At 48.8% G+C, this 22,480-nt stretch carries 17 protein-coding genes; 10 read left to right on the forward strand and 7 right to left on the reverse strand.

Translation table 11 applies throughout. The features are described from left to right. Positions 1–49 precede the first annotated feature (49 nt). The gene (locus R3B84_12415) at positions 50–1,450 is read right to left on the reverse strand and encodes a hypothetical protein (GenBank protein ID MEZ6141366.1); all 1,401 of its coding nucleotides are present in this window, start codon (positions 1,448–1,450) and stop codon (positions 50–52) included. A gap of 628 nt (positions 1,451–2,078) precedes the next feature. On the opposite strand from R3B84_12415, the gene R3B84_12420 reads away from it, so the two are divergent. From R3B84_12420 to R3B84_12435, 4 genes are all read left to right on the forward strand, one after another. Next, positions 2,079–2,768 carry a hypothetical protein gene (locus R3B84_12420; GenBank protein ID MEZ6141367.1) on the forward strand — a complete coding sequence of 230 codons (690 nt, stop codon included), beginning with the start codon at positions 2,079–2,081 and terminating at the stop codon, positions 2,766–2,768. Positions 2,769–2,869: 101 nt separating this feature from the next. Then, positions 2,870–5,893 (forward strand): hypothetical protein, encoded by a 3,024-nt coding sequence (locus tag R3B84_12425; protein ID MEZ6141368.1) that lies wholly within the window; start codon positions 2,870–2,872, stop codon positions 5,891–5,893. Between the two features lie 138 nt (positions 5,894–6,031). After that, positions 6,032–7,051 carry a DPP IV N-terminal domain-containing protein gene (locus R3B84_12430; protein MEZ6141369.1) on the forward strand — a complete coding sequence of 340 codons (1,020 nt, stop codon included), beginning with the start codon at positions 6,032–6,034 and terminating at the stop codon, positions 7,049–7,051. 273 nt (positions 7,052–7,324) lie between these two features. Then, on the forward strand, positions 7,325–8,848 hold the full coding sequence (locus R3B84_12435) for an outer membrane beta-barrel protein (protein MEZ6141370.1): 1,524 nt from the start codon (positions 7,325–7,327) through the stop codon (positions 8,846–8,848). Positions 8,849–9,179: 331 nt separating this feature from the next. Here R3B84_12435 and R3B84_12440 read toward each other — a convergent pair whose 3' ends face one another. Together R3B84_12440 and mfd are read right to left on the reverse strand one after the other, a co-directional pair. After that, on the reverse strand, positions 9,180–9,668 hold the full coding sequence (locus tag R3B84_12440; GenBank protein MEZ6141371.1) for a hypothetical protein: 489 nt from the start codon (positions 9,666–9,668) through the stop codon (positions 9,180–9,182). Positions 9,669–9,751: 83 nt separating this feature from the next. Further along, positions 9,752–12,934, reverse strand: a complete 3,183-nt coding sequence (gene mfd, locus R3B84_12445) for a transcription-repair coupling factor (protein MEZ6141372.1) — start codon at positions 12,932–12,934, stop codon at positions 9,752–9,754. Positions 12,935–13,135: 201 nt separating this feature from the next. Here mfd and R3B84_12450 point away from each other — a divergent pair, with 201 nt between their 5' ends. The 5 genes from R3B84_12450 (at position 13,136) to R3B84_12470 (ending at position 18,159) form a co-directional block, all read left to right on the forward strand. Further along, a complete protein-coding gene (locus tag R3B84_12450; GenBank protein MEZ6141373.1) occupies positions 13,136–13,852 on the forward strand; it encodes a ComF family protein in 717 nt (238 codons plus the stop codon). A 303-nt stretch (positions 13,853–14,155) separates the two neighbouring features. After that, on the forward strand, positions 14,156–15,148 hold the full coding sequence (locus R3B84_12455; GenBank protein ID MEZ6141374.1) for a DUF1573 domain-containing protein: 993 nt from the start codon (positions 14,156–14,158) through the stop codon (positions 15,146–15,148). A 5-nt stretch (positions 15,149–15,153) separates the two neighbouring features. Continuing rightward, positions 15,154–15,951: an STM4013/SEN3800 family hydrolase gene (locus tag R3B84_12460; protein ID MEZ6141375.1), complete on the forward strand. Its 798-nt coding sequence runs from the start codon at positions 15,154–15,156 to the stop codon at positions 15,949–15,951. Continuing rightward, complete coding sequence (locus R3B84_12465; GenBank protein MEZ6141376.1) at positions 15,920–17,260, forward strand: STM4012 family radical SAM protein; 1,341 nt, start codon at positions 15,920–15,922, stop codon at positions 17,258–17,260. Before R3B84_12460 ends, R3B84_12465 begins: the two co-directional genes overlap by 32 nt. Further along, positions 17,257–18,159 carry an STM4011 family radical SAM protein gene (locus R3B84_12470; protein MEZ6141377.1) on the forward strand — a complete coding sequence of 301 codons (903 nt, stop codon included), beginning with the start codon at positions 17,257–17,259 and terminating at the stop codon, positions 18,157–18,159. The genes R3B84_12465 and R3B84_12470 overlap by 4 nt, the downstream gene beginning before the upstream one ends. A 9-nt stretch (positions 18,160–18,168) precedes the next feature. On the opposite strand, the gene R3B84_12475 is transcribed toward R3B84_12470, so the two are convergent. Both R3B84_12475 and R3B84_12480 read right to left on the reverse strand, forming a co-directional pair. Continuing rightward, on the reverse strand, positions 18,169–18,855 hold the full coding sequence (locus tag R3B84_12475; GenBank protein MEZ6141378.1) for an LON peptidase substrate-binding domain-containing protein: 687 nt from the start codon (positions 18,853–18,855) through the stop codon (positions 18,169–18,171). Then, positions 18,848–19,276 (reverse strand): DUF309 domain-containing protein, encoded by a 429-nt coding sequence (locus R3B84_12480; protein ID MEZ6141379.1) that lies wholly within the window; start codon positions 19,274–19,276, stop codon positions 18,848–18,850. Before R3B84_12480 ends, R3B84_12475 begins: the two co-directional genes overlap by 8 nt. Before the next feature lies 1 nt (position 19,277). Here R3B84_12480 and R3B84_12485 point away from each other — a divergent pair, with 1 nt between their 5' ends. Further along, a complete protein-coding gene (locus tag R3B84_12485; protein ID MEZ6141380.1) occupies positions 19,278–20,288 on the forward strand; it encodes a type II secretion system F family protein in 1,011 nt (336 codons plus the stop codon). A gap of 14 nt (positions 20,289–20,302) precedes the next feature. Here R3B84_12485 and R3B84_12490 read toward each other — a convergent pair whose 3' ends face one another. Then, positions 20,303–20,740, reverse strand: coding sequence for a hypothetical protein (locus R3B84_12490; protein MEZ6141381.1), 438 nt, complete (start codon positions 20,738–20,740; stop codon positions 20,303–20,305). 143 nt (positions 20,741–20,883) lie between these two features. Continuing rightward, positions 20,884–22,467 (reverse strand): DUF1559 domain-containing protein, encoded by a 1,584-nt coding sequence (locus R3B84_12495; GenBank protein MEZ6141382.1) that lies wholly within the window; start codon positions 22,465–22,467, stop codon positions 20,884–20,886. Positions 22,468–22,480: the final 13 nt, after the last annotated feature.

Here is a 22,480-nt window from a genome sequence, read left to right on the forward strand (position 1 = left end):
TTGCGAAACTGGCAACAATAAGCATCAAATCAAAAACCGAAGTTCCGATTTACTTCAACTTTTCTGCCAGTTCCTGCAACTGTTTCACAATGACGGGTGAGGCACCTGTTTCAAGGTAGCTGGACCGGGCACGCCAGGTTTCGTATCCACCCAACTCATGCTGGGCTGGTGTGGGAAGGTAACCGTTGTAGCCATTCGCAAGTTCAATGGTAAAGACCCGCTTTGCAGGCAAAGTGCGTTTCAATTCCAGACCAATTTCCACAAAAACTTCACAAGGGATCGCCGCAATCATTTGATCGCCCAGCTTCAGCACCTGGACTTTGACAGGAACCTGGTTTGGGTATTTGTCCAACAATTGCGACTCACGTGCATAAATCGCATCCATTCCCGCTAATTTTTTGGGATCTTTCTGCAGTGCCAGTACTTCCTTCGCACGTGCAAGGCCGTTGGCATCGGCTTTTCGCACACCTAACTGTAGATCGGCAGTGGCCGCACTTAATCTAATTGAATCAATGAATTCCGCTTTTTTCCATGCCTGCAGAACATTGTTTGTGATATCTTCTGCCACAATCCGGATTTGCTCACCTGGGGCTCTTTTGATCGGTTCGCCGGCGAAATTAATGTTGTTAATATCCCCACTGGTGCCATTGGACATCATGGCCACAAAGCGATCTGATTTGGGTGCCAGTCGAGATTGTACCATTTCAGCAAAAGCACCAAAGTAATCTGCAGAAATTCCTGGATTGCCACCCACATAGTGCAACGAATAATTAGCCAATAACGCCAACGGATTACCTTTTAAGGTTTTTACAGCGACTATGGCGATTTCAGGATCAATTGGCCCCGCTGGTTTAAGCAGGCCTTTGGCCTGGTAGCCCGGGTTCATCTGTACCTTGTCGGTGGTACCACCAAACGGGTCGGTGCGGATGGTGCCCATTTCCTTGAACCACCTCCGGTTGAATACCTGTTTCGAATTACTTGCAGAAATAAAGCCAATCTGGGCAGGTTCTCGTCGCTTCCAGGCAGTTTCAATTGCTGCGGCAATTTTAATTGTTAAAAATTTCACATAATCCATGTCAGGATCGCTTTGAAACACACCTGTACTGGTGGGGGCACTGTGCGTGTGCGTCGCAGAAATGAGAATATTCTCCACTGGGATTTTCGTGGCTTTCGATGCCAGTTGCTTCGCGTTTTCCACTAATTCCCGTGGCAGCATGCAGCTATCGACCACCACAATAGCGATGCCTGAGGTGCCATCATCAAGCACCAAAGCACGGGCATGCAGATGATCGCTGATCTTGTCAATCAACCGGTCGCTCATCCCACCATTCAGTGAAATTGGCAATTTTTCCGGCGTAATTCGCTGGGCGAAAGCCCCCGCCTTCAATTGATCTGCCATTGAAAAAGAAAAGGAAATCAGCAAACAAAGGGCAGTCGTCAGATAACGCATGTGGTGTTCCCATGGTGTGATTGAACTACTATGACCGTTTTGCGAATGAATTGCAATTACGAAGTAGGTTGGTGGGCCAGATTTGACGGACAACCAACGTTTGGAAACCCGCATCAAACAAAGTAGAACTGGTTTGATGATACTCTGAAAACTACCTGCCGCACCACAAGGTGAGGTTTCTGCTACTCTTCAGCACACTTGTATGAATTTTGTACACTATATTTTACCATTCCTACTTCGGAGTGATAGCAATTTTTCAAAAATTCACAAAAAAGTTTCTGTCGTCGCAAATCATTTAATCACATGAACTTATGTCGATTTTTAATTGCAAAATTTGATCCCGACGAGAAAAAAATTGCCAGTTTTGAATACGTTGTGGATATATTAATATAGAGTGGAAATAATTCCATGCTCTGTATGTCCGCGACACAAGAATTCGCCCCAAGCCAGGATTGGAGATGGCGGCAAAAGATTGGATTTGACCAGTGCAGGCAAGTTCCCGTGCCAATCCCTGCAACGTAAAACGTGTCCGTGCGATTGGAGCTGGAAATGAGAATCTGCCCACAGCTACTTGCAAGCGGGGGTATTTTGGCTGTAATGTAACATGAAACTATTTTGGTAGTGTGATATGGCGACATCGTTTTTGATCAGTTGTCCGGAATGCGACAAACAAATGAAGGTGATGGACCAGCACGTGGGCAAAAAAGTCCGCTGTAAGTCATGCGAAAATGTGTTTGTGGTGAAGCAGCCCAAGGCAACGGCCCAACCACCCACACCTCCGAAAAAAGCCAGTCCGCCACCTGCCAAGGCCGTGGAAGTGGAAAAACCGAAAGCCTCTTCGCCGCATCTTGATGATGACGACGATGATTCGAATCCCTATCAGATGATTGTTGAAAAGGAGGAACTTCCACGCTGCCCGTTTTGTGCGGTGGAATTAGTTTCAGCAGATGCCGTGATCTGTCGCGAGTGTGGCTACAACATGAAGACCCGCCAACGCCCTGAAGTGAAGGTGTTGTTGGAGCACACATTTGCAGATAAGCTCAACTGGTATGGCTTGGCTATTTTTTACACATTTATGTTAATTGTGTTTATTGTCTGGGATGCAATATTCTTTGTGAAAATTGAAGGTTGGCTGGTGGACAGCGTCTTTATTGAAGAAGACGGTGGTGGGTATGTTGGTGGTTTGCGTCCCGGTTTCTGGAAACTGTTGATGACCGCCCCACTGGTAGTGCTGGCTGTGCCGATGGTTCGTTACTCTTATCGTCGGTTCTTTGTCCAGACGATTCCAGATAAAAAACTAGAGAATGAAGGCTTTTAACTCGCGGTGCCATACCGCGGGATGTAACATCCGATTTGGTTCAAGCCCTCATTTCGTATAAAATTCAGATCATTACCGCAGAATCTACAACGGGATTGAAAATGCGATTGTTTGGAACGTTATGTCTGTTGGTGGTAGTCGCTGGGTTAATGCCGCATACGCATGCGCAGAACAAAACGATTACGCCCGAATCGATCAACCAGAACATCAGCACATATCAGCAGGAGCGTGCGGAAGCATTACAGAAAAAATTTCCTGAAGCTGCACTTGCAAAATCGGACCAGCTTGTGGAAGCTGCTCAACAGACAATCAAATCCGGAAGTCTGGATAAGGCTGCAAAGCTGGTGCGAGACGCACGCTGGCTGGTGCCATATGTGCCAAAGAACCTGCCAGCAAATGTGGAGCGAGTACTGGGCGTATCCCGTTTTCGCCATGGTGGTGCAGTAAACGCACTGGCATACTCATCAAATGGAGCCAGACTTGCTACAGCATCCAGCGATGGCACGGTAAGAATCTGGGATCTTGGCAATGGGCGCGAGCTACTTTCATATCGTGGTGGTAGTTTGCCCGTCTTATCTCTCTCCTGGACTCGGGATGACAAGTGGATAGCATCCACCGTGGGAAATGAAATCCATATCTGGGAAGCGGAAACGGGCAAAAAAGTGCACACGCTGACCGGACATGAAGGTGAAATCACTTCAGTTGCATTTCAGCCAGATAACAACAATCGTTTAGTTTCTGGCAGTAAAGATACTTCGGTGCGATACTGGGATGTTGAAAATGAAAAATTGATCGCCAATCTGAATGATGACTTCGCCAAACCAGCAAAATCAGAAATTTATTCAGTAACCTTCAGTCCCAACAGTAAACTGATTGCCTCGCTGAACAAAAACGGCCAGATGCACATCTGGAATCCATCACTTCCAGCTGCAAAACGATTTCTGAGTGGCTTTGAGGCCCACGCACGCTATGCAGCAAATCAGGTCGTATTTGGCAAAGATACTTCCACGATCTTTTCGATTGGTGATGACAAAAAGGTGAAGAAATTCATCGGGTTAGGGCCAGATGGCGAACATATTCAAGGACATGGCCGTCCCACGGTGATGGAAGGGCATACCGAAGGTGGGAAGGGGATTGCTATCAGTCCGGATGCCAATCTATTACTGAGTGCCAGTAAAGATTACACAATTCGCCTGTGGAATGTCGGTACTGGGAAACAAATTCGTGTTTACAATGGTCACACCGATGCCGTGAATGCGGTGGCAATTTCCCCCGACGGCAGCCAGTTTGCTTCTGGTTCTGAAGATGGCAGCATTCGTCTCTGGGATCTTCGAGTGGAAGACCCAGCAGATATCTACAAGGAGCATCAGGGGTATGTCTGGTCGGCAGCCATCAGCAACGATGGACTGATTGCTTCTGTGGGTGCAGACAAAGCGGTTTATGTGCGTTCGAAAGAAGGCAAAGTACTGCACCGCTTTACGGATCATACTTCGCCTGTGATGTGCCTTGCCTTTCGGAATGATGGCAAACAACTTGCGACCGCTGGTGGCGATAAAGTCATTCGCCTGTGGGATCTGACAACTGGGAAAGCAGCCAAGGTAATTGCAGCCCACAGTGGGCCGATTACTTCGCTGAGTTACAGCGAAGATGGGCAACTGATGCTCTCTGGGTCCACCGATAAAACTGCTAAATTGTGGGATCTGGCAAAAGATGCCCCACTGGTGGTATTTCCTGCAATGAAGGCACCGATTAGTGCGGTAGCACTGCGTCCCGATGCGAAACAATGTGCAATTTCGACTGCGAATGGTGAGTTGCGCATTTATGCCATCAATGGAACGATGATTCAGGAAACAGATAAGTCGACACCCCACCTGCCGGATGTGGGTGGGATTGCCTATAGCCACAATGGTAAGTTCTTTGCAACGTGCGGTGGGGATGGAGTTGTTAAATACTATGTTGTTAATGCCACCAATTTTTCACTGCTTCAGGAATTTAAAGAACATCAGAAACAGGTTAGCAGTATTGCGTTCAGCAAAGACGACCGCTTTCTGGTTTCTGCCGGAGCCGACCTGGTGATCCGAGTCTGGGATCTGACGAAGCGTATCGAAATCCGTTCGCTGCGTGGGCACACCGATTGGGTCAGCACGGTCGATTTTGGTCCCAACGATCAATCGATTATTTCCGCCAGCGTCGACCGTACGATGCGAGTGTGGGAACTTTCCGGTACCGAAACGGCAAAACCGATTGGCCATTCCAAAGCAATTACCACCGTGGTAATGAGTGCGGATGGACGCTGGGTGGCTAGTGGATCAGAAGATAAATCGATCAAAATCTGGGACGCACTGGCCGGGGTGGAAACAGCTACCTTGCCTGGTGGGCACAGCGACAGTGTTTATACGCTGGGATTCGCACCTGATGGCAAAACCCTGGTATCTGGGGGTGGTGATCAATCGTTGATTATCTGGGATCTGGAAAACAGATCGGTAAAATATCGAATTGCTGTGGGTGACAATTTGAACTTTTTAACCTACGGCACCGGCGGAAAGAAATTCGTGGTCTGGCAAACATTTTCACGTGGTCAGAACGACGACATCAATAACTTACAGTTGTACGATGTGGATGGGAAAAAACTGGAAGTTCTGGTCGAAAAAAATACTCTGGTGCAGTGCGTGGCATTTTCTCCCGATGCAGAACTGGCCGTGATGGGCTTCCCTAATGGCACCGTTCGTGCGTGGAACATTGCAAAAAATGAACGCTTAGGTAGTGATTGGCCCGCGTTCAAAGAAACACTGGTTGATGTGGGGATCAGCCCGGACAAAAATATCATCATGGCAGCAGACCTGAATTGTAATATCAAGGTCTACGATCTGGCGAAAAAGGCAGAATTGCACTCGTTCAAGGGGCACGAAGCACCAATGCGTGCATTGGTTGTGGGACCGGATGGCAATCGCTTTATTACCATTGATTCCACCGGGGAAATCAAATTGTGGGATACCAAGACCGGCAAAGAGTTACGCCAGTGGAAGTTACCCACCCCCGTGAATACCGCAGCATTTTCTGCCAATGGCAAGAAAATCATTACCGCGAACACCGATTCTACCCTGTATGTGCTGACCAATCCGTAATAAAGTTTGCCCTAAGTCCTTTCGCTGATCAATCAATATCTGACGTGTCATCTATTCGCCGATTTCTGGCTGATTGTTGATATGTCAGGTAATTTCGTTCCTAAAATGACTCAATTACTGCTAAATGGAGTCATTTCAATGTACGCACTGTTTTTAACCCTTGCTGTCGGTGCCGATCCTGTCGATTGGGCAAAGCAGGAAAGCACTTACCTGCAGAATATTCGCCAACTGACCTCGGAATACGTCCGTGCTGGCGAAGGTTATTTTTCACCCGATGGTAAACAGATTGTCTTTCAGGCGGAAGAAAAAGATACGGGCAATCCCTTTTACCAAATTTTTGTGCAGGATCTGGCGACTGGCAAGGCACGTCGGGTCAGCCCAGGTGTGGGCCGCACCACGTGTGCGTATTTTTCGCCTGACGGTAAAAAACTGTTGTTTGCTTCCAGCCACCTGGACCCGGACGCCAAAAAGCACCAGGAAGCGGAATACCGCCAACGTGCGGACGATGCTAAAAAAGGGATCCGTAGACGCTATGCGTGGGATTTCGACACTTTTATGGACATTTTTGAATACGATCTGGCGACCCAGAAACTCGTCAATCTGACCAACTCTCCGGGATACGATGCAGAAGGTGCCTACTCCCACGATGGGAAGAAGATTGTCTTCGCATCGAAACGCAGTGGACATATGGAACTGTATGTAATGAATTCCGATGGCAAGAATGTCAAGAAAATCACCAATACCCCAGACTGCTACAATGGGGGCCCGTTCTTATCTCCCAACGGTAAACTGGTGGTTTTTCGCAGCGACCGCAAAGAAAAGGACCGCCTGCAGTTATATGTGATTGACCTGGATGGCAAAAATGAGAAGCCGCTCACTAATGACGACCAATGGGTCTACTGGGCACCGTATTGGTATCAGGATAACCAGCACATTATCTACACCGCAGCAGATCACAGTAACCCGGCGGCCCGTCCCAACTACGATTTGTACTGGATGGACATCACCAAAAAATCACCTGTTCGGATCACATTTGCACCTGGGCAGGATGTGCTGCCCGTTTTCAGCCCGGATTATAAGAAGGTCATGTGGACATCCAGTCGCGATGGGCGTTCGCCCACGCAGTTGTATCTGGCAGATTTCGTAAAACCGGAATAACCGCTTCAAGATCCCCAGCCTTTCATTTTGTGAAGAATTCTTCAAGTAATCAGTTGCCTATTTTCACCAGATTGCCATTTTTGCTGTCAATTCCGCGGGTGGGTCTCAATTTACCCAGAATTTGCGTCGATCTGAAAAGGGAAGTAATTTCGAACAGTCTAGGTAAATTGCAAAAGCCACTACTTCAAAATACCGAAATTAACCATCAGCAACGATTCTGATCGTGGGTAATGGAAGCCCACATGCAGAATGGAACACCAAACGAGGGTAAACATGTTACAAGGAAGTTTGTTAGGGTTAATGATGACCGTTGGTCAGGCAGGAGAAGTGGCACCTCCTCCAGTGACCATCCCTGCCGTGCCAGCCACTCAATTGCGAAGCATGCCGGTTGCACCGCCTTCAGCACGCCCAGGCCGCACTGTAATTGATCTGGAAGCCCCTGTGAATCCCGTTACAGTGACGGGTATTCCCGTTTCGATGCAACAGCCACCCATGATGCCACCTGTTGCCCCAGCTCCCATGATGCCTTCTGTGCCTGCCGCACCGATGGGCACCATGCCAGCAACGCTGCCAGAAGGCACTGCCACCGCGGGCAATTGCGAAACCTGTGAAAAGGAAGAAGAACCAGAAGCCAAAGGCCACTTGATGAGCTTTCTGGAAGGCACCCACATTGGTAACGTGCTGGATGAGAAGCGAATCTCCATCAGCGGCTGGACTCAATTGTCCTACACCCACTCTAATCGGAATGGTACCGCTCTTCCAGTGACCTGGAACGATCGTCCCGATGTATTCCAGATGCAACAGACCTGGTTGTCTCTGGGTCGTGATGTGGACACCGAAAGTGGCTGCAGCGATTGGGGTTTCCACGTTGATGCTATCTTCGGTACCGACTACCGATTTTTGCTGCCACGTGGCTTCTTCAATGGTCAGTTGCAGAACGCCAACGGCAACCAGAACTGGTACGGCTTCGATGCTCCTCAGTTCTACGCCAGCTACTACACTCCCGATCTGTTTGAAGGCACTGAAGTCCGAGTTGGTCGCATGCTGACCCCATTCGGTTATGAAAGCGTCAAAGGTGCAGACAGCCCATTCCTGTCTCGTTCTTACGCCTTCAACTGGGCCCCTCCGTTCAGCCATATGGGGATCATGTTTCTGCCCAAGTTTAACGACCAATGGAGCGGTGTGTTCATGTTGGCCAACGGGAACGATGTGTTCATCGATCCTTCTCAGGAAATCCGCTTTGTCGGTGCCTTGACCTGGGCTGACGAAACCGATTCGGTTACCTTTGGTACCAGCGTCGGTCGTGGTAAGTTCAATGCTGGCCGTCCTTTTGCACCCACCACCCTGGGTCTAATGACTGAACCGGCTGGCCGTAACAACATCAACGTTTTTGATCTGTTGTGGACCCACGCAATCAGCGACAAGATGGGATATGCATTCGAAGTGATCTACGGTTACCAGACCAACGTTCCTGCGAACGTCCCCGGTGGTATCATTGATCCTTCTGTAGTATCCGGTACCGCACACTGGTACTCCTTTGTGAACTACCTGACCTACTCATTCAGCGATTGCCTGGGTGGTATCCTGCGATTGGAAGCATTCAACGACGTGAAAGGTCAGCGTACCGGTTTCGAAGGCTGGTATCTCTCTGCAACTGCTGGTGTGCAGGTTCAGTTGACCGATTCGATCTGGTTGCGTCCTGAACTGCGTTACGACTGCAACGATTACTCGAATCCGTTTGCTGGCGGCCGTAACAACATCTTCCTGGCAGCAGCTGACCTGATTATCCGTTGGTAATCAATTCTAGGCTGACCTGAAAAATCACTTCTTTCTCACTGATCCTGTCAACTCTCCTGCATGATCATCGCCCACAGTTTCTTTGCTCTGTAGCCCACAGTTTTTCTGAAAATGAATCGAAAACGAGTTGGCGTATTGGTGTGCAGATTTCATTTCTTCATTACTGGAAGGGATTACGTCAGAATTTTATTTGCCGATTGACCCAGTAAATCGCACGTGAACAAAATGAATGTGTTATGGGAAAACCCTTGAACTACAGGCACTGAAGCGGAATTGTGCAAAGGTCCATGTTTCTGATCGATTATATTACTTCCCATAAAAAATATGAAAACTATTTTTTAACAGCAGATTTCTCTCGTTTAAAAATGTATAAAGGTGCATCCTTGGTGCCCCGAAAACTCATTGGCCTTTCAGAACTACCAGGTTCACCTAATCGCAGTTTCATCGTATCTCCCTCCACTTCAATAATTCCCAATTGGTGCGAAGTACGTGATGGCACTTTCTTCCCAGTGCTACGCAGTGTTACTAATATGCAAGCATCAAATTGAAAAGGCGTTTTTTTATAGTCGATGGAAAATTCATAATCGCTACTTGGTGAACTGTCAGCACATACGGAGTAGAAAATATTCTTGTCAAATACGAAAAATGTATCAGATCCATGCATTGGCTTTTCAATTCCTTCGATCGTTGTGAGTTTCCATGTGCCATCTAGCTGAAGTTCTTTCGGTTCTTTTTTCTTGGGAATTGGTGCTCCCAGAACAAGTGTTAAACCAATTGTAAGCGATGTGAGCATTAGAAACCCCTGAAGTACATTTTTCAACAGCTGAATTTCATTATCAACAAACTTCTGCCAAAATTTACCTTGTTTGATTCTACAGCGACTTCGTGACAACAGCAAAATTTTTAACTGTTCACGGGCAAGAAAATTGTTCTTAGGAAGTGGTACATTTCCAGATCAGTGCGGATTTCTTCTGGCAGGCGGGCGATTGCTTCCTTCTGATCAATCACTTTCACTACGTGGGGGTGGACTTTTTCCAATATTTTCACTTTTTTCTCATTTTTATACGTCAATACCACGTTCGGCCCATCACGGTGGACATTCCCTAACTGCCAGCGTGCAGCCAGCAGACGGATTTCTGTTACTTTCATCAACCATTCCGTGGGTTCGGGGATCGGGCCGTAACGATCCCGCAATTCCTGGCGGAAATCTTCCAGCTTGTCTGGATCGCGAAGGCGGGTCAGTCGACGATACACTTCCATCCGTAATTTCTGGGCAGGCACGTAATCTTTGGGCAGAAAGGCAGGCCAGGGCAGGTCGATGTTGACTTCCAGTGGGGTCTTCTGGGGCATTTTCTTCATGTCCCGAACCGCATTTTCCAGCAGGTGACAGTACATTTCGTAGCCCACTGCGGCAATGTGGCCACTTTGCTGTGTGCCCAGAATGTTACCTGCACCACGGATTTCCAGATCCCGCATCGCAATGCGAAAACCAGCCCCCAGGTCGGTGAATTCTTCAATTGCTTTCAGGCGTTTGGCGGCGTCTCCGGTGACATTTTTATCCGCATCCAGCAGCAGATAGGCGTAGGCTCGATTGCGTTGCCGCCCCACCCGTCCCCGAAGCTGGTGCAGGTCGGCAAGACCATAACGCTCCGCTTCGTGGATAAATATGGTATTGGCGTTGGGTATATCCACCCCACTTTCAATGATGGTGGTGGCCAGCAGGATTTCGGCTTTTTTCTGAATGAAATCGACCATCGCATGTTCCAGTTCTTCCGGGGTCATCTGGCCGTGGGCCACGCGAATGCGTGCTTCGGGAACAATTGCCTGTATTTTTTCAGCCACCGATTCGATATCGTGCACACGGTTATGCACGAAATAGACCTGGCCATCCCGCTGAAACTCGCGTTTCATCGCGTGGCGAATCAGTTGATCGTCCCACCGGATCACGCGGGTTTCTACTGGGAGCCGTTCTGGAGGTGGGGTTTCCAGGTTACTGATCTCACGAATTCCCAACAATGACAGGTGTAATGTCCGTGGGATTGGTGTTGCGGTCATCGTCAGCACATCCACCAAGGAGCGTAGCTGTTTCAGCCGTTCCTTGTGCTGCACGCCAAAGCGCTGTTCTTCATCAATAATCACCAGACCCAGTTCTTTGAAAACAACATCCTGCGACAGCAAGCGGTGGGTGCCAATCACCACATCAACGGAGCCTTCTTTCACCCCACGTAAGACTTCGCGGGTTTCTGCGGCAGACCGCATCCGGCTAAGCGCACGAATAATAAAAGGATATTCGGCCATCCGCTGGCTGAAGGTGCGGTAATGCTGTTCTGCCAGAATCGTCGTGGGAACCAGGATTGCCACTTGCTTACCGTTATCAATCGCTTTGAAGGCGGCACGCACGGCCATTTCGGTTTTGCCGTAGCCCACATCCCCGCACAGCAGTCGATCCATCGGTCGGGTGCTCATCATATCGGCCTTGATTTCGGCCACGGCGGTCAACTGGTCGGGCGTCTCCTGATAGGGAAAACTCCCTTCAAATTCGTTTTGCCAGGCACTATCTTCCGGAAAAGCGTACCCCACCATCGCTTCCCGCATCGCCTGTACGTGGATCATGTCGCTGGCCAGATCGCGAACGGCCTCTTCCACCTTGCCAATTTTTTTCGCCCAGGCGGAGCCGCCCAGCTTGGAGAGTTGTGGTTCACTTTTAGCCCCACCGACATATTTCTGCACCAGGTCGATCTGGGAAATGGGCACAAATAACTTGCTACCTTCGCGAAATTCGAGCAGCAGATTTTCTTCGTAAATGTCCCGAGTGCCCAGTGCGTGGTCCTGCTTGCGGGTGAGCAGTTCCATCCCCAGAAAGCGGGCAATCCCATGAATCACGTGCACCACATAATCGCCAGGCTGCAAATCGAGAAAACTGTCAATCGCCCGCGATTCAATCCGCCTGCGTGGGAGTTTTGCCTTCTGCCCCACAGGTACCTGTTCCCGATGAAACAGTTCGTGACTGCCCAGCACCACGATTTTTTCATCAATCAGGCGAAAACCGGCGGCAATCGACCCTGGGATCAGCCGTAACCGATCGGTGGTCGCCAGTTTGCCGGCAGCAAGCACTTCCGACAGGCGGGCAATCTCCGATTCGTTGTGGCAGGCGATGATTACCTGTTCTTCCTGGGCAATCCCGTCCAATTCATCGCGAATCCGCTGCACATTACCACTGAACCGTTCCACCGATTCCACACGCAGGTGAAAATGGGCCTCCACTCCGGGACGTGGGAATTCAGACAGTACAACATTAGGAAATCTTAATAATTGGGCAAAGCAGGCATCCACCGGGAACAATTTTTCCACGGTGCGGACGCTTTCCAGAAAATGCCGACCCTGCAATTTCAATTCTTCTGGTTCGGCAAGCACTACCCAGCTACCAGTGGGAAGGTAATCCACCAGGTGTGATTGCCCCACGTGGGCTTCCAACTGGCGCGACTGCACCGTGACCGTTGTAAGAACATCCGCACTTAATTGCGAATCAGCATAAAAGGTTCGTATCGATTCGATTTCATCGCCAAAGAATTCCAGCCGAACTGGTAGCTCCGCATCGATCGAAAACAGATCACAGATCCCACCGCGTTGGGAGAATTCACCCGGAATTTCAACTGCATCGACCCGTTTATAGCCCTGTCCGACAAGCCATTCGGCCAATTCGTGCATGTCCAGTAGTTGGCCCACCTGCAAGGAGCGGGCATGGTCTACCCATAGGTGGGGGTCGATCACGGGTTGCATCAGTGCCGCGAGAAAACTCACCAGCACTTTTTGCTGAGAATTCTTTAATGATTGCAGTAGTTTAATCCGATTTCGAGACGTGGGATCGTGTGGGATCAATTCTCTGGGCCAGCTTTCGAATGCCGGAAACTGCTTCACTTCTTTACCGGTGAACGTTTCCAGATCGGTTGCCCATGGTTCCATATCCTTCTGGTGGGCCAATACCACAAGAATCGACGCAGGTGCCTGTCTTGCCATCGCAGCTACAGCTAATGGTGCAGAGCTTCCCCACGTGCCATCAATGGTGCCGGCATTCCCGAGTTTCAATGATTGTACCAGTTGCTGAAATTCTCGATTTTGAGAAAATAAAGCAACGAAATCATGAAAATTGTTTAATGTTACGTCCTGCGGCATCGGTTCCAACCGGAAGGGATTACCCACCTGTGTGGTGACAAAGATAACAGGTAATTTATATTGCTGGAATTATTGGTACAATAGGGCCAGTTTTACTTTTTTGACGGATTGACCATGTTGCAAGCGATTGTTGGTGGTATCCGAGACCTGATCTTTCCTTCGCTCTGTGCGTGGTGCCGCGAACCATGTGCCGATGATGTTTCATTTTGTCCGAAATGCACCACCGAAATCCTGACTGATGGCCATTATACCTGTCCGAAATGCCTGACGAATGTATCCCCGTTGGCCCACGTGGCAGATGGGTGCAGTATGTGCGAAAAAGACACCTTTCATTACGACCACGCCAGCAGACTGAATTATTACGATGGCACCATCCGCGATATTATCCTGCAGATGAAGCAGCAGCAAGGGTTGGTGCTGGCATATTCCCTGGGTGTGTTGTGGGGAAGGCATTTTCAGGAGCGTTTTGCCCAGTATCAATTCGATGCAATCGTGCCCGTTCCGTTACATTGGACCCGACGTTGGGTGCGGCTCTACAATCAGTCGGCTGAACTGGCAGGTGGAATCGCGCAAGTGCTTAACTTGCCAGTACTTAACAATGCCTTGCTGCGTGTAAAACGAACCCCGCGGCAGACACAGAGCAGTCCCACCGCACGGCGGGAGAATATGAGAGGTGCTTTTCGTGCATCCCGCAGGGTAAATCTGGACGGGAAACGGATTTTGCTGGTAGATGATGTGCTGACCACAGGCAGCACGGCCAGTGAAGCAGCCAAAGCACTGCGTCAGGTGGGGGCATCATTCATTCATGTGGCAGTGGTGGCCCACAGATAACGGGTTGTGTTTATCTTGCTGAAGATACCGATTGTGATTTTTTTAAGGATCGGTTTTCTATAAAGATTTTCCAGTTTGTGCATTTTCTCCCGTTTATTGCAGTTACAATGGAATTGGCTGGTAATCGAATTGCGTCGATTACTTCACCAACGCAGATGACGGATTTTCCTTTGGTGCGGGATCTAAGTTCTCAGATTCCAATCAGCCACATTTATCACCGGTTCAGTCCAAGTTCGGGATCGCCTTTGTACCGATTACTTTTTGGTCAAAGGAATGATAAGGGTCCCAAAGGTAGGGGAGATTATGCTACGATCGTTGTTTGTCTGTTTGAGTGTGGTAACAGTAATTTCACATGCCTCTGCTGGTAGTGCAGACACGTTTTTTGACGAAAAAGTGAAAAACTTTGGCCGCGTTGGATATGGACCAATCCTGGAACATGATTTCCGCCTGACCAACACCACCAACCAAACCATCAGCATTTCTTCAGCAGCGGTGTCCTGTGGGTGCGTCTCTGCAACCATTCCTGTAAACTCTTTGCGGCCTGGCGAATCCACGTATGTGCACGCTACGATGGATACCAAACGGTTTATCGGCTTCAAAGAAGTTTCGATCTACGTTCGATTTGGCAACCCACGTGCAGAAGTAACCTTGAAAGTTCAGGCCACCCGTGATGATACGGTGCTGCTGGAACAAAAAGCAGTTCAGGCGGGAGAAACGTTACAATTTGGTGTGGTACATTATGGCGAAGAAGCGAAAGGCACGCTGGATATTGCGATTCCTGCAAACAATGGTTTGAAAATTCTTGATGTGGACAGCGAAACATCATTCGTTTCCGCAACAGCATCAGTTGCGGGTGTGCGAGATGGTAAAGCAATTATCTCAGTTCAGGCGAAAATGACCCGTGGTTTAGATACTGGTACCTGGGGCACCAAACTGCGTGTGAAAACGAACCACCCGCAATATGCTGAAATTGTGATCCCTGCCCAAGTGGAAATTATCTCAAGCATCACCGCTGTTCCATCCAGTGTGCGATTTCCTGATACCCGTGTGGGACAACAACAGGAACGGCTGATTATTGTGAAAGGCACCGAACCGTTCAAGATTATGGGGGTGCGTAACGGCAATGTCAGTATTGTGGCACAGGCAGATACTACTCAGTCCAAAGAACGACACTTGGTCCGGCTGATTTACAATCCGAAGGAAGCTGGTTCGCTGAATCAGGCAATTGAACTGGTAACGGATCAAAAAGATACCAGCATTACCATTCCAGTTTCCGGCACGGCAACCAAAGAATAATTGCCATGCAAACATGGCCTGTGGGCAAAGCCAATATTCTGTGGCTGGTTCTGGATAGTTTACGATTCGACGTTGCCCAGCATACATTTCAAGCAGGCCAGACACCTCATTTTGCTGAACATTTTCCAGGCGGGTGGGAAAAACGTCATTCCCCTGGAAGTTTTACTTTTGCCGCGCATGCAGCCTTCTTTGCAGGTTTTTTGCCCACGCCAGCAGTGCCGGGTAAGCACGCCCGCCCAATCGCACTGGAGTTTCCAGGTAGCGAAACCTGTACCAGCAGCACGGTGGTGCTGCCCACAGATAACGTGGTGACTGGGTTTCGGGCGATTGGTTACCACACAATATGTGTCGGCGGGGTGGGGTTTTTCAACAAACGTTCTCCGCTTGGCTCGGTTTTCACCACTCACTTTCACGAAAGTTATTGGTCAGAGGAAACCGGCGTGACATCGCCCACTTGTACTGAAAAAAGTGTCCAGGCAGCGTTAGAAATGCTCTCCCGCGTACCAGTGGGGCAATATAAGTACCTGTTCATCAATATTGCGGCAATTCATCAGCCCAATGCCCACTATCTGCCCGGATGCGGTACTGATTGTCTGGAAAGTCATGCCGCTGCACTGGTGCATGTCGATCGTGCCCTGGCCCCACTGTGGGCAGGATTGCAAGCGACTTCCCCATGGCATTGCGTCGTATTTTCCGATCATGGCACCGCTTATGGTGAAGATGGATACAATGGACACCGATTAGCACATTCTGTCGTTTGGGATGTACCCTATGCCGAGTTTGCCATCGACCCAACATCCTGAAATGACCGATCTATTTGTAAATCCTTACGCAGGATATAGTTACGCATATCCACACAAATTGGCTTATCGGGATTTTGCCCTACCTGTTCCGTTAAATGATCTCTGGGCGGAAGAATCGAAAACGAATCTTTTTCTTTATTTGCATATCCCATTTTGCCACTATCGGTGCGGTTTCTGTAACCTCTTTACCGCTGCTCAGCCACAGGAAACGATGGTGGAACATTACCTGGACGCCTGCCAACGACAGTTTCAGGTGGTGCAGCGCGAAATCCAGCCAGAATCGATCAGCCAGTTCGCTGTCGGTGGGGGAACGCCCAGCATTCTCAGCAATGCCCAGTTACGGGATTGCATGCATGCAATTCAGGAAGTGTTTCGATTTTCGATCCCACAGATTGCTGCGTCAATTGAAGTGTCGCCAGACACGATTGATCGCGATAAATGCCTGCTGATCAAGGAGTTAGGGTTTTCGCGTGTCAGCATCGGGGTGCAGTCATTCGACCCCACTGATGCCTCCGCATGTGGGAGACCGCAAAACCAGAAACAGGTGCTTGATTCGCTTTCAATTCTGGCATCAACTGGCTTTCCCACGTTCAATATTGATCTGATTTACGGCATGAACAGCCAGACAGAGGCATCCTGGCTCGCATCACTGAACCAAGCGTTAGAATATTCGCCCAATGAGCTGTTTTTGTACCCACTTTACGTGCGAGAATTAACCGGCTTGGGGAAAACCGGCAAACATGCCAGTGATACCCGCCTGCGGTTGTACGAAATGGGACGCGATTTTTTGCTGGAACAGGGATTTACCCAACAATCGATGCGGCAATTTGTGAAGAAGTACAATACTCAAACGAATGACAGATCTTATTGCTGCCAGGTGGATGGGATGATCGGCCTGGGTTGTGGGGCAAGATCATACACCACGAAGATGCACTATTCGCACGATTTTGCCGTTTCACAAGGGAAGACAAAAGAGATAATCAGACAATTTGTCTTGTCTGCGGATTCCGATTTCGCACAGGTGGGACATGGCTTCCGGTTAAATGCGGATGAGCAGCACCGAAGGTATGTGATTCAGTCAATTTTGAACACCACTGGTTTAGACGTAACTGCATACCAGAGAAGATTTTCCAGCGATTGCTGCGATGATTTGCCGGAACTGTTCCCACTGTTACGTGCAGGATATTTGGAATATCATCAGAATGTGATCAAGCCCACAGCACGTGGGCTCCAGTGGTCGGATGCGATTGGTCCCAGCCTGTATTCTCCTTCCGTACAGCGATTGATGGAGGAAAGCACCATCCAATGACAGCACTTTCGATCCTTTATCGCGGCCCACTTTCCAGTTGCAATTACGGGTGCGAGTATTGCCCCTTTGCCAAACATCGAGAAACGGAGGCGGAACTTGCCCACGATCGGGAGTGCCTGGAACGCTTTGTGCTTTGGTGTGAATCGAATACTGAACGCCCGCTGCGGATTTTTTTTACCCCCTGGGGCGAGGCACTGATTCGCCAATGGTACCGCACGGCAATGGTGTGGCTATCCCAGATGAGGCATGTCCAAAAAGTTGCCTGCCAGACCAACCTCAGTTATTCGTTGGACTGGTTGAAAGCGATAAATCGTGAAACAACTGCGTTGTGGTGTACTTACCACCCTGGGGAAACCAAACGGGAGAAATTTGTAGAAAAGATTAATAAACTTTCATCTTTTGGCATCGCCCATAGTGTTGGCATTGTGGGGTTGAAAGAACATATGCAGGAGGCGACATTGCTTCGAACTGCTTTGCCAACAAGCACTTACGTCTGGGTGAATGCGTACAAGCGTGTGGCCAATTATTATTCCACTGAAGAACGTGCGTTCTGGACTGCGATTGACCCTCATTTTGAAACGAACAACCAATACCACACCAGTTTTGGGGAAGAGTGCACCACCGGATCGGAAGTGATTTCAGTCGATGGTACTGGAAACGTACAACGATGCCACTTTGTGAAAGAAACGTTGGGGAATCTCTACCAGAACAAACTGAGTGAGATACTTCGCATCACTCTCTGCCCCAACGAAAAGTGCGGGTGTTACATCGGATACGTTCATTTGGAAAAGCTGGATTTAGCAGCGGTGTACGGCGAACGAATCCTGGAAAGGATCCCTCTGCAACTGATTCCAGAAAAAGTTCAGATATTGCCAGCTACTGTGGGAAATAATTTCTAACATCCATCATCAGTTTTCGCTGAACGGCTGGTCGTAATTTCCCCGGTTGGGTGTTCGTAGATTATCCATTGTCTGTTGAAAAACTTCCAGAAAGAACCGGATTCGATCTTCCGCACCATCCATTTCCAGCAGAATTTGTTTTGACTGGAATGGCAACGGTAACTGCGAAGCGAGCAGTTCCATCACCAAAGTCAGATTTTCATTCTGAAACAGCTTTTTCAGCTTTGCTTGCGTTTGCGTTTCAGGAAAGTAGGGTAGTATCGTTTGTTGAAACGTATCTCGTAATTGCCTTGCAATTGGTTCAGACAAATCCTCGATCGTGGGCAATATTTCTACTTTCGCAGTGCGGTATAACCGATCGGTGGGGAGTTCTTCAAGAATCCGCACGCGGTGGGTGCCTTCAAAGAGCAGATTATATCGCCCATCATCCAACAATTCACTCCGAACGATGTTGCCCAGACAGCCCACAGGATGAATTGGAGGTGCCAGATCGTAATTTCTATCCCATCCTTCCTGCAGCAACACTAACGTGATCCGCTGATCATCGGCCAGAGCATCAGCCGTCATCTGGCGATAGCGCTGCTCAAAAATGTGCAGACCTTGAAAAATCCCTGGGAATTGCACAAGACCGGGCAACGGAAACAAACGAGTTGTTCCGTCGAATGGTATCGCGGGTTTGTGCGAATCACTATTCATGAAAAAGTTCAGTTGACCCATCATCCTTACGCAAGTTAATGCAGGGCTTACTACCTGTAACCAGCGGCCCGATGGTTGCACCGGTTAACAGTGGTTGGCAGTACTGCGTTAATAAGTCGCATAGCAGATAATGATCGATGCCTCGATACGGATTGCTATACTGGCGTAGATAGGCAATACCACTGTGGTAGAGTTTGTTTGCGCCTGCAGCATTCTCTCTTGTAGCATGATAGATGCAGATGGCACAATGAATCAAACCTTTGTAGAAGTTGCGGTCAAATGCAGAACAAACGTGCCACATCTCTTCCCAACAATCGTGCGCTTCGTGGTATCTGCCAGCGTTAAACAGCTCCACACCTTCATAAAACAGGGTGGGATCTGGTTCATTGTTCTCCATAAAATTCTGTTCCGGAAATAACATTATGGCCACACAATATTCTTATGCCGCACTCGCCGATTGGTGCCGTGTTTTGGGCAAATCGTTACAAGCTGGCCTCAGTTGGGAGAAATCGCTTGCAATGCTGGTGCGTTCTGGCCCACCGGAATTACGACTGGTCAGTGAAGAAATCCAGAACGACCTGAAGATGGGCAAAAGTTTTCACGATTCTCTCATTTTTCGGGCACCAGAGTTACCTCCCATGCTGCATGGCCTGGTGCAGGCGGGAGAACAATCTGGCCGTTTAGATCAAGTGCTTACCCAACTGGCTGACTATTATTCTCGAATCCGGGATATGCGTCGGCGAACTTTGACCCGCCTTGCCAGACCCGGTATTCAGATGGTGGGGGCTATTTTTGTTGTCGTTGTGGCGATGATCGTTTCTGGACTGATGACTCCCCCAGAAAACAATCAGGTCAACGTTTTTGGAGCGTCCGGCATCTTTGGTGCGTTACTGGTTCTGTCTCTGGTCATCAGCGTCATCCTGATTGCAATCGGTGCGTGGTTTATTCTGCGAAAAAACGCCTCCAGTGCCGCACTGACCAAAAAGTTGATGTCCATTCCAATCCTCGGTAGTGTGATCACGAATCGGACGATGTGGAATTTTACCACTGCACTCCATTATTCTGCCGACAGCACCATGAATGTGGAAGAGATGGTGGTTCTCAGCTTTGAAAGCACCGGAAATAGTTACTTTAAGTCCTTTCAGGATAGTTGTTTGCGCTTGGTGAAGCAAGGGAAAACGCTTCAGCAGGCGTTGGGCAAAAACCCGGTGTTCAGCGATCGCTTTTTAGGTATGCTGACGATTGGCGAAACCACGGGTCAGGTGAGTGAATCCATGGGGCGGGAGGCACGCTATTATGAAGAACAGTTCGAAGAAAGTCTGAAACGTCTCAGCAACGCGATCATCTGGGGTGTTTACGGCTTCAGCGGGCTGATTATCATTGTGCTGATTTTCCGCTTCGCGATGATTTACATCAACGCAATTGGTGGGTAGGCTGTCCAAACTGTTTAGCAGTTGTCGCCTTTGTGAAACTGGCATCGTAAACGGCGGGAATTAATGTCCAGCATGCCTAAAATGCGTTTAACTGTTGGCATGTCTCGCTGGAATTGACTCGCCCAGGCAATGATTCCCAGGTTTTCCCCACCCAGTTTGATTTGGTCAATGATATCCTGCAGCAGATCACGTGGGACATCCAGATCGCGGTGAATCAGTCCAAAATCGTTTTTGTCTAACTCCTGCCAGAATCGAATCCCTTCCAGATGTTCGACCCAGCGGGAACGAAGAAATCCCCTCCAGTGATAATGAATCCAGTCTTGAATGGCACGTTCCCCCTGATCAGATTTCGCTTCCTGACTGCGAATCCAACGGTAACTATTGGCCTGATTAAAGGCTTCTTCGTGGATACTCATTTCGACAATGCCTGTCGTTGTAGACGGAAAACCCATGGAGAGGACTCCCTAACAGCTTTTGCCATTAGTGTGGAATACTAGAGGTATAAACATTATACATTTGGAGAAGATGAAACTTGCAAGTAAATTACAGAAAATTTGCAAGTTTTTTACACGAATGTGGATTACAAAATGAGATTTTATTCATCTTCGAGGGTGGGTATCTCCCCACCGGACCGTGTGAAGTATGGGTAAAACTTTTTTCGGATCGTGCATTTTGAAAGGAAAAAATGCACCGATCCATCGCCAAGCAACGATAAAAATCCAGTATCGTATGGCTTTTGCAGGTGCTGCACTGGATTGGCGGGATCGATGACCAGATCACCTGGTTTCGTCCAGATCACTGCTTTTTTGGGGTCTGCTTCCACCAAGATCACTGTATTGGATGTGCCATCGTGAAAGTCTGTAAATTTCTGGCCACGATACTTGAACTTCCCGGTGGGCTTGCGATTTTTGTCCAGTATTTCTTCCTTAATGATCTCCCCTGCCAATCCTTTACCCGTGGGCATCAAATAATTAGTCTGTCGAATTTGATCCCGCCCAAGACTTTTAGGTGAAAATACTTTCACAACTACTTCACTTAAACGAATATTGTGTTCGCTATCCCATGGTTCATTCAGGCGAAATTGCCGATAAAGTACTTCCTGTTCGATGTAAGGCAGGATTGCTACCCGCCAGGAGAGGAGCGGCTTGCCATTTTCATCACAAATGTCGCACGGAAAGTGGCCATGCGTATCTGCATAATTGTGTATCGCCAGCCCGATTTGTTTCATATTATTCGCACTGACGGTGCGGGTTGCAGGCTGGGTTTTCAGAAAATCCACCACTAGAGGGATCGCTGCATCAAACGAAATTATTGCACTGATGCGGGCATCCTTGACTTCGACCTTTGTTTTTGTGACGAACAGTTGAATATATTTGGCCAACCATGCACGCATCGGTTCATCGCCAGCACCCACAAGTTTGCTCACTTCCAGATCGGAAAGCCATTTCAGCATTTCCATAGCGCCTTTGTTATCCTCACACTGAATCTGGCAGGTGGCTGTGGATCGTTTCCCAACGTTTAGGGATAGTCCGATTGATTGCAGATTTTTTGTGAACAATTCGATCTTTCCCCCGCCAATTTCTGTGGGGATTTCTGGCACGGAATCCTGAATGATGTCTCGTGCCACCTGGGGTAGCGAAACCACCACACTCACCTGGCCTTCGGGGAGTGCCTCAAAGGCAGAGGTTAAATCCGAGCGTGCGGCAGATTTGATCGACTTGGTGGCATCTAGTGCTGTTGGATTTCCAATTAAGGCAACGCCATTGTGGATATCAATTTTCTGTGCCCAGTCGCGGAAGGGGTTAGCCCCTTCGGATAGTCTTTCCAGCATTTTGGTATCAAACGGTGTGCCATTCCCTGTGATCAGAATCACCGGATTATTGGGGAAATCGGTGGTGCGGTATAAAAGCCAGACATCTTTGCCACCTGCTTTGGTAAAGGCCGCCTGCATTTCTTTCCAGGACTTGCTGACATCTTTTGCTTCATTGCTGACTGTTTTGTCAGTTTCAATAACCAGATCAATAATCGGTTGCATATCGAGGGATGCGGGCTGAATTCGCCCCACAAGCACCGTATTGGCATCTATAAATTTTGCCACTTCAGGTGGGATCGTAGCGGCATGACCACACCATGCAACGATGAGAAGGTACGCACTGCTGAAGAATGATATTTTTTTCATGTTTTTATTCCTG

It is taken from the genome of Zavarzinella sp., assembly GCA_041399155.1.
Taxonomy (GTDB): domain Bacteria; phylum Planctomycetota; class Planctomycetia; order Gemmatales; family Gemmataceae; genus JAWKTI01.

What these genes read in the sequence shown, in the direction of transcription:
- R3B84_12415 (MEZ6141366.1), bottom strand. Translation starts at nt 1,450, where the DNA reads ATGCGTTATCTGACGACTGCCCTTTGTTTGCTGATTTCCTTTTCTTTT.
- R3B84_12420 (MEZ6141367.1), top strand. Translation starts at nt 2,079, where the DNA reads ATGGCGACATCGTTTTTGATCAGTTGTCCGGAATGCGACAAACAAATG.
- R3B84_12425 (MEZ6141368.1), top strand. Translation starts at nt 2,870, where the DNA reads ATGCGATTGTTTGGAACGTTATGTCTGTTGGTGGTAGTCGCTGGGTTA.
- R3B84_12430 (MEZ6141369.1), top strand. Translation starts at nt 6,032, where the DNA reads ATGTACGCACTGTTTTTAACCCTTGCTGTCGGTGCCGATCCTGTCGAT.
- R3B84_12435 (MEZ6141370.1), top strand. Translation starts at nt 7,325, where the DNA reads ATGTTACAAGGAAGTTTGTTAGGGTTAATGATGACCGTTGGTCAGGCA.
- R3B84_12450 (MEZ6141373.1), top strand. Translation starts at nt 13,136, where the DNA reads ATGTTGCAAGCGATTGTTGGTGGTATCCGAGACCTGATCTTTCCTTCG.
- R3B84_12455 (MEZ6141374.1), top strand. Translation starts at nt 14,156, where the DNA reads ATGCTACGATCGTTGTTTGTCTGTTTGAGTGTGGTAACAGTAATTTCA.
- R3B84_12460 (MEZ6141375.1), top strand. Translation starts at nt 15,154, where the DNA reads ATGCAAACATGGCCTGTGGGCAAAGCCAATATTCTGTGGCTGGTTCTG.
- R3B84_12465 (MEZ6141376.1), top strand. Translation starts at nt 15,920, where the DNA reads ATGCCGAGTTTGCCATCGACCCAACATCCTGAAATGACCGATCTATTT.
- R3B84_12470 (MEZ6141377.1), top strand. Translation starts at nt 17,257, where the DNA reads ATGACAGCACTTTCGATCCTTTATCGCGGCCCACTTTCCAGTTGCAAT.
- R3B84_12475 (MEZ6141378.1), bottom strand. Translation starts at nt 18,855, where the DNA reads ATGAATAGTGATTCGCACAAACCCGCGATACCATTCGACGGAACAACT.
- R3B84_12480 (MEZ6141379.1), bottom strand. Translation starts at nt 19,276, where the DNA reads ATGTTATTTCCGGAACAGAATTTTATGGAGAACAATGAACCAGATCCC.
- R3B84_12485 (MEZ6141380.1), top strand. Translation starts at nt 19,278, where the DNA reads ATGGCCACACAATATTCTTATGCCGCACTCGCCGATTGGTGCCGTGTT.
- R3B84_12490 (MEZ6141381.1), bottom strand. Translation starts at nt 20,740, where the DNA reads ATGGGTTTTCCGTCTACAACGACAGGCATTGTCGAAATGAGTATCCAC.
- R3B84_12495 (MEZ6141382.1), bottom strand. Translation starts at nt 22,467, where the DNA reads ATGAAAAAAATATCATTCTTCAGCAGTGCGTACCTTCTCATCGTTGCA.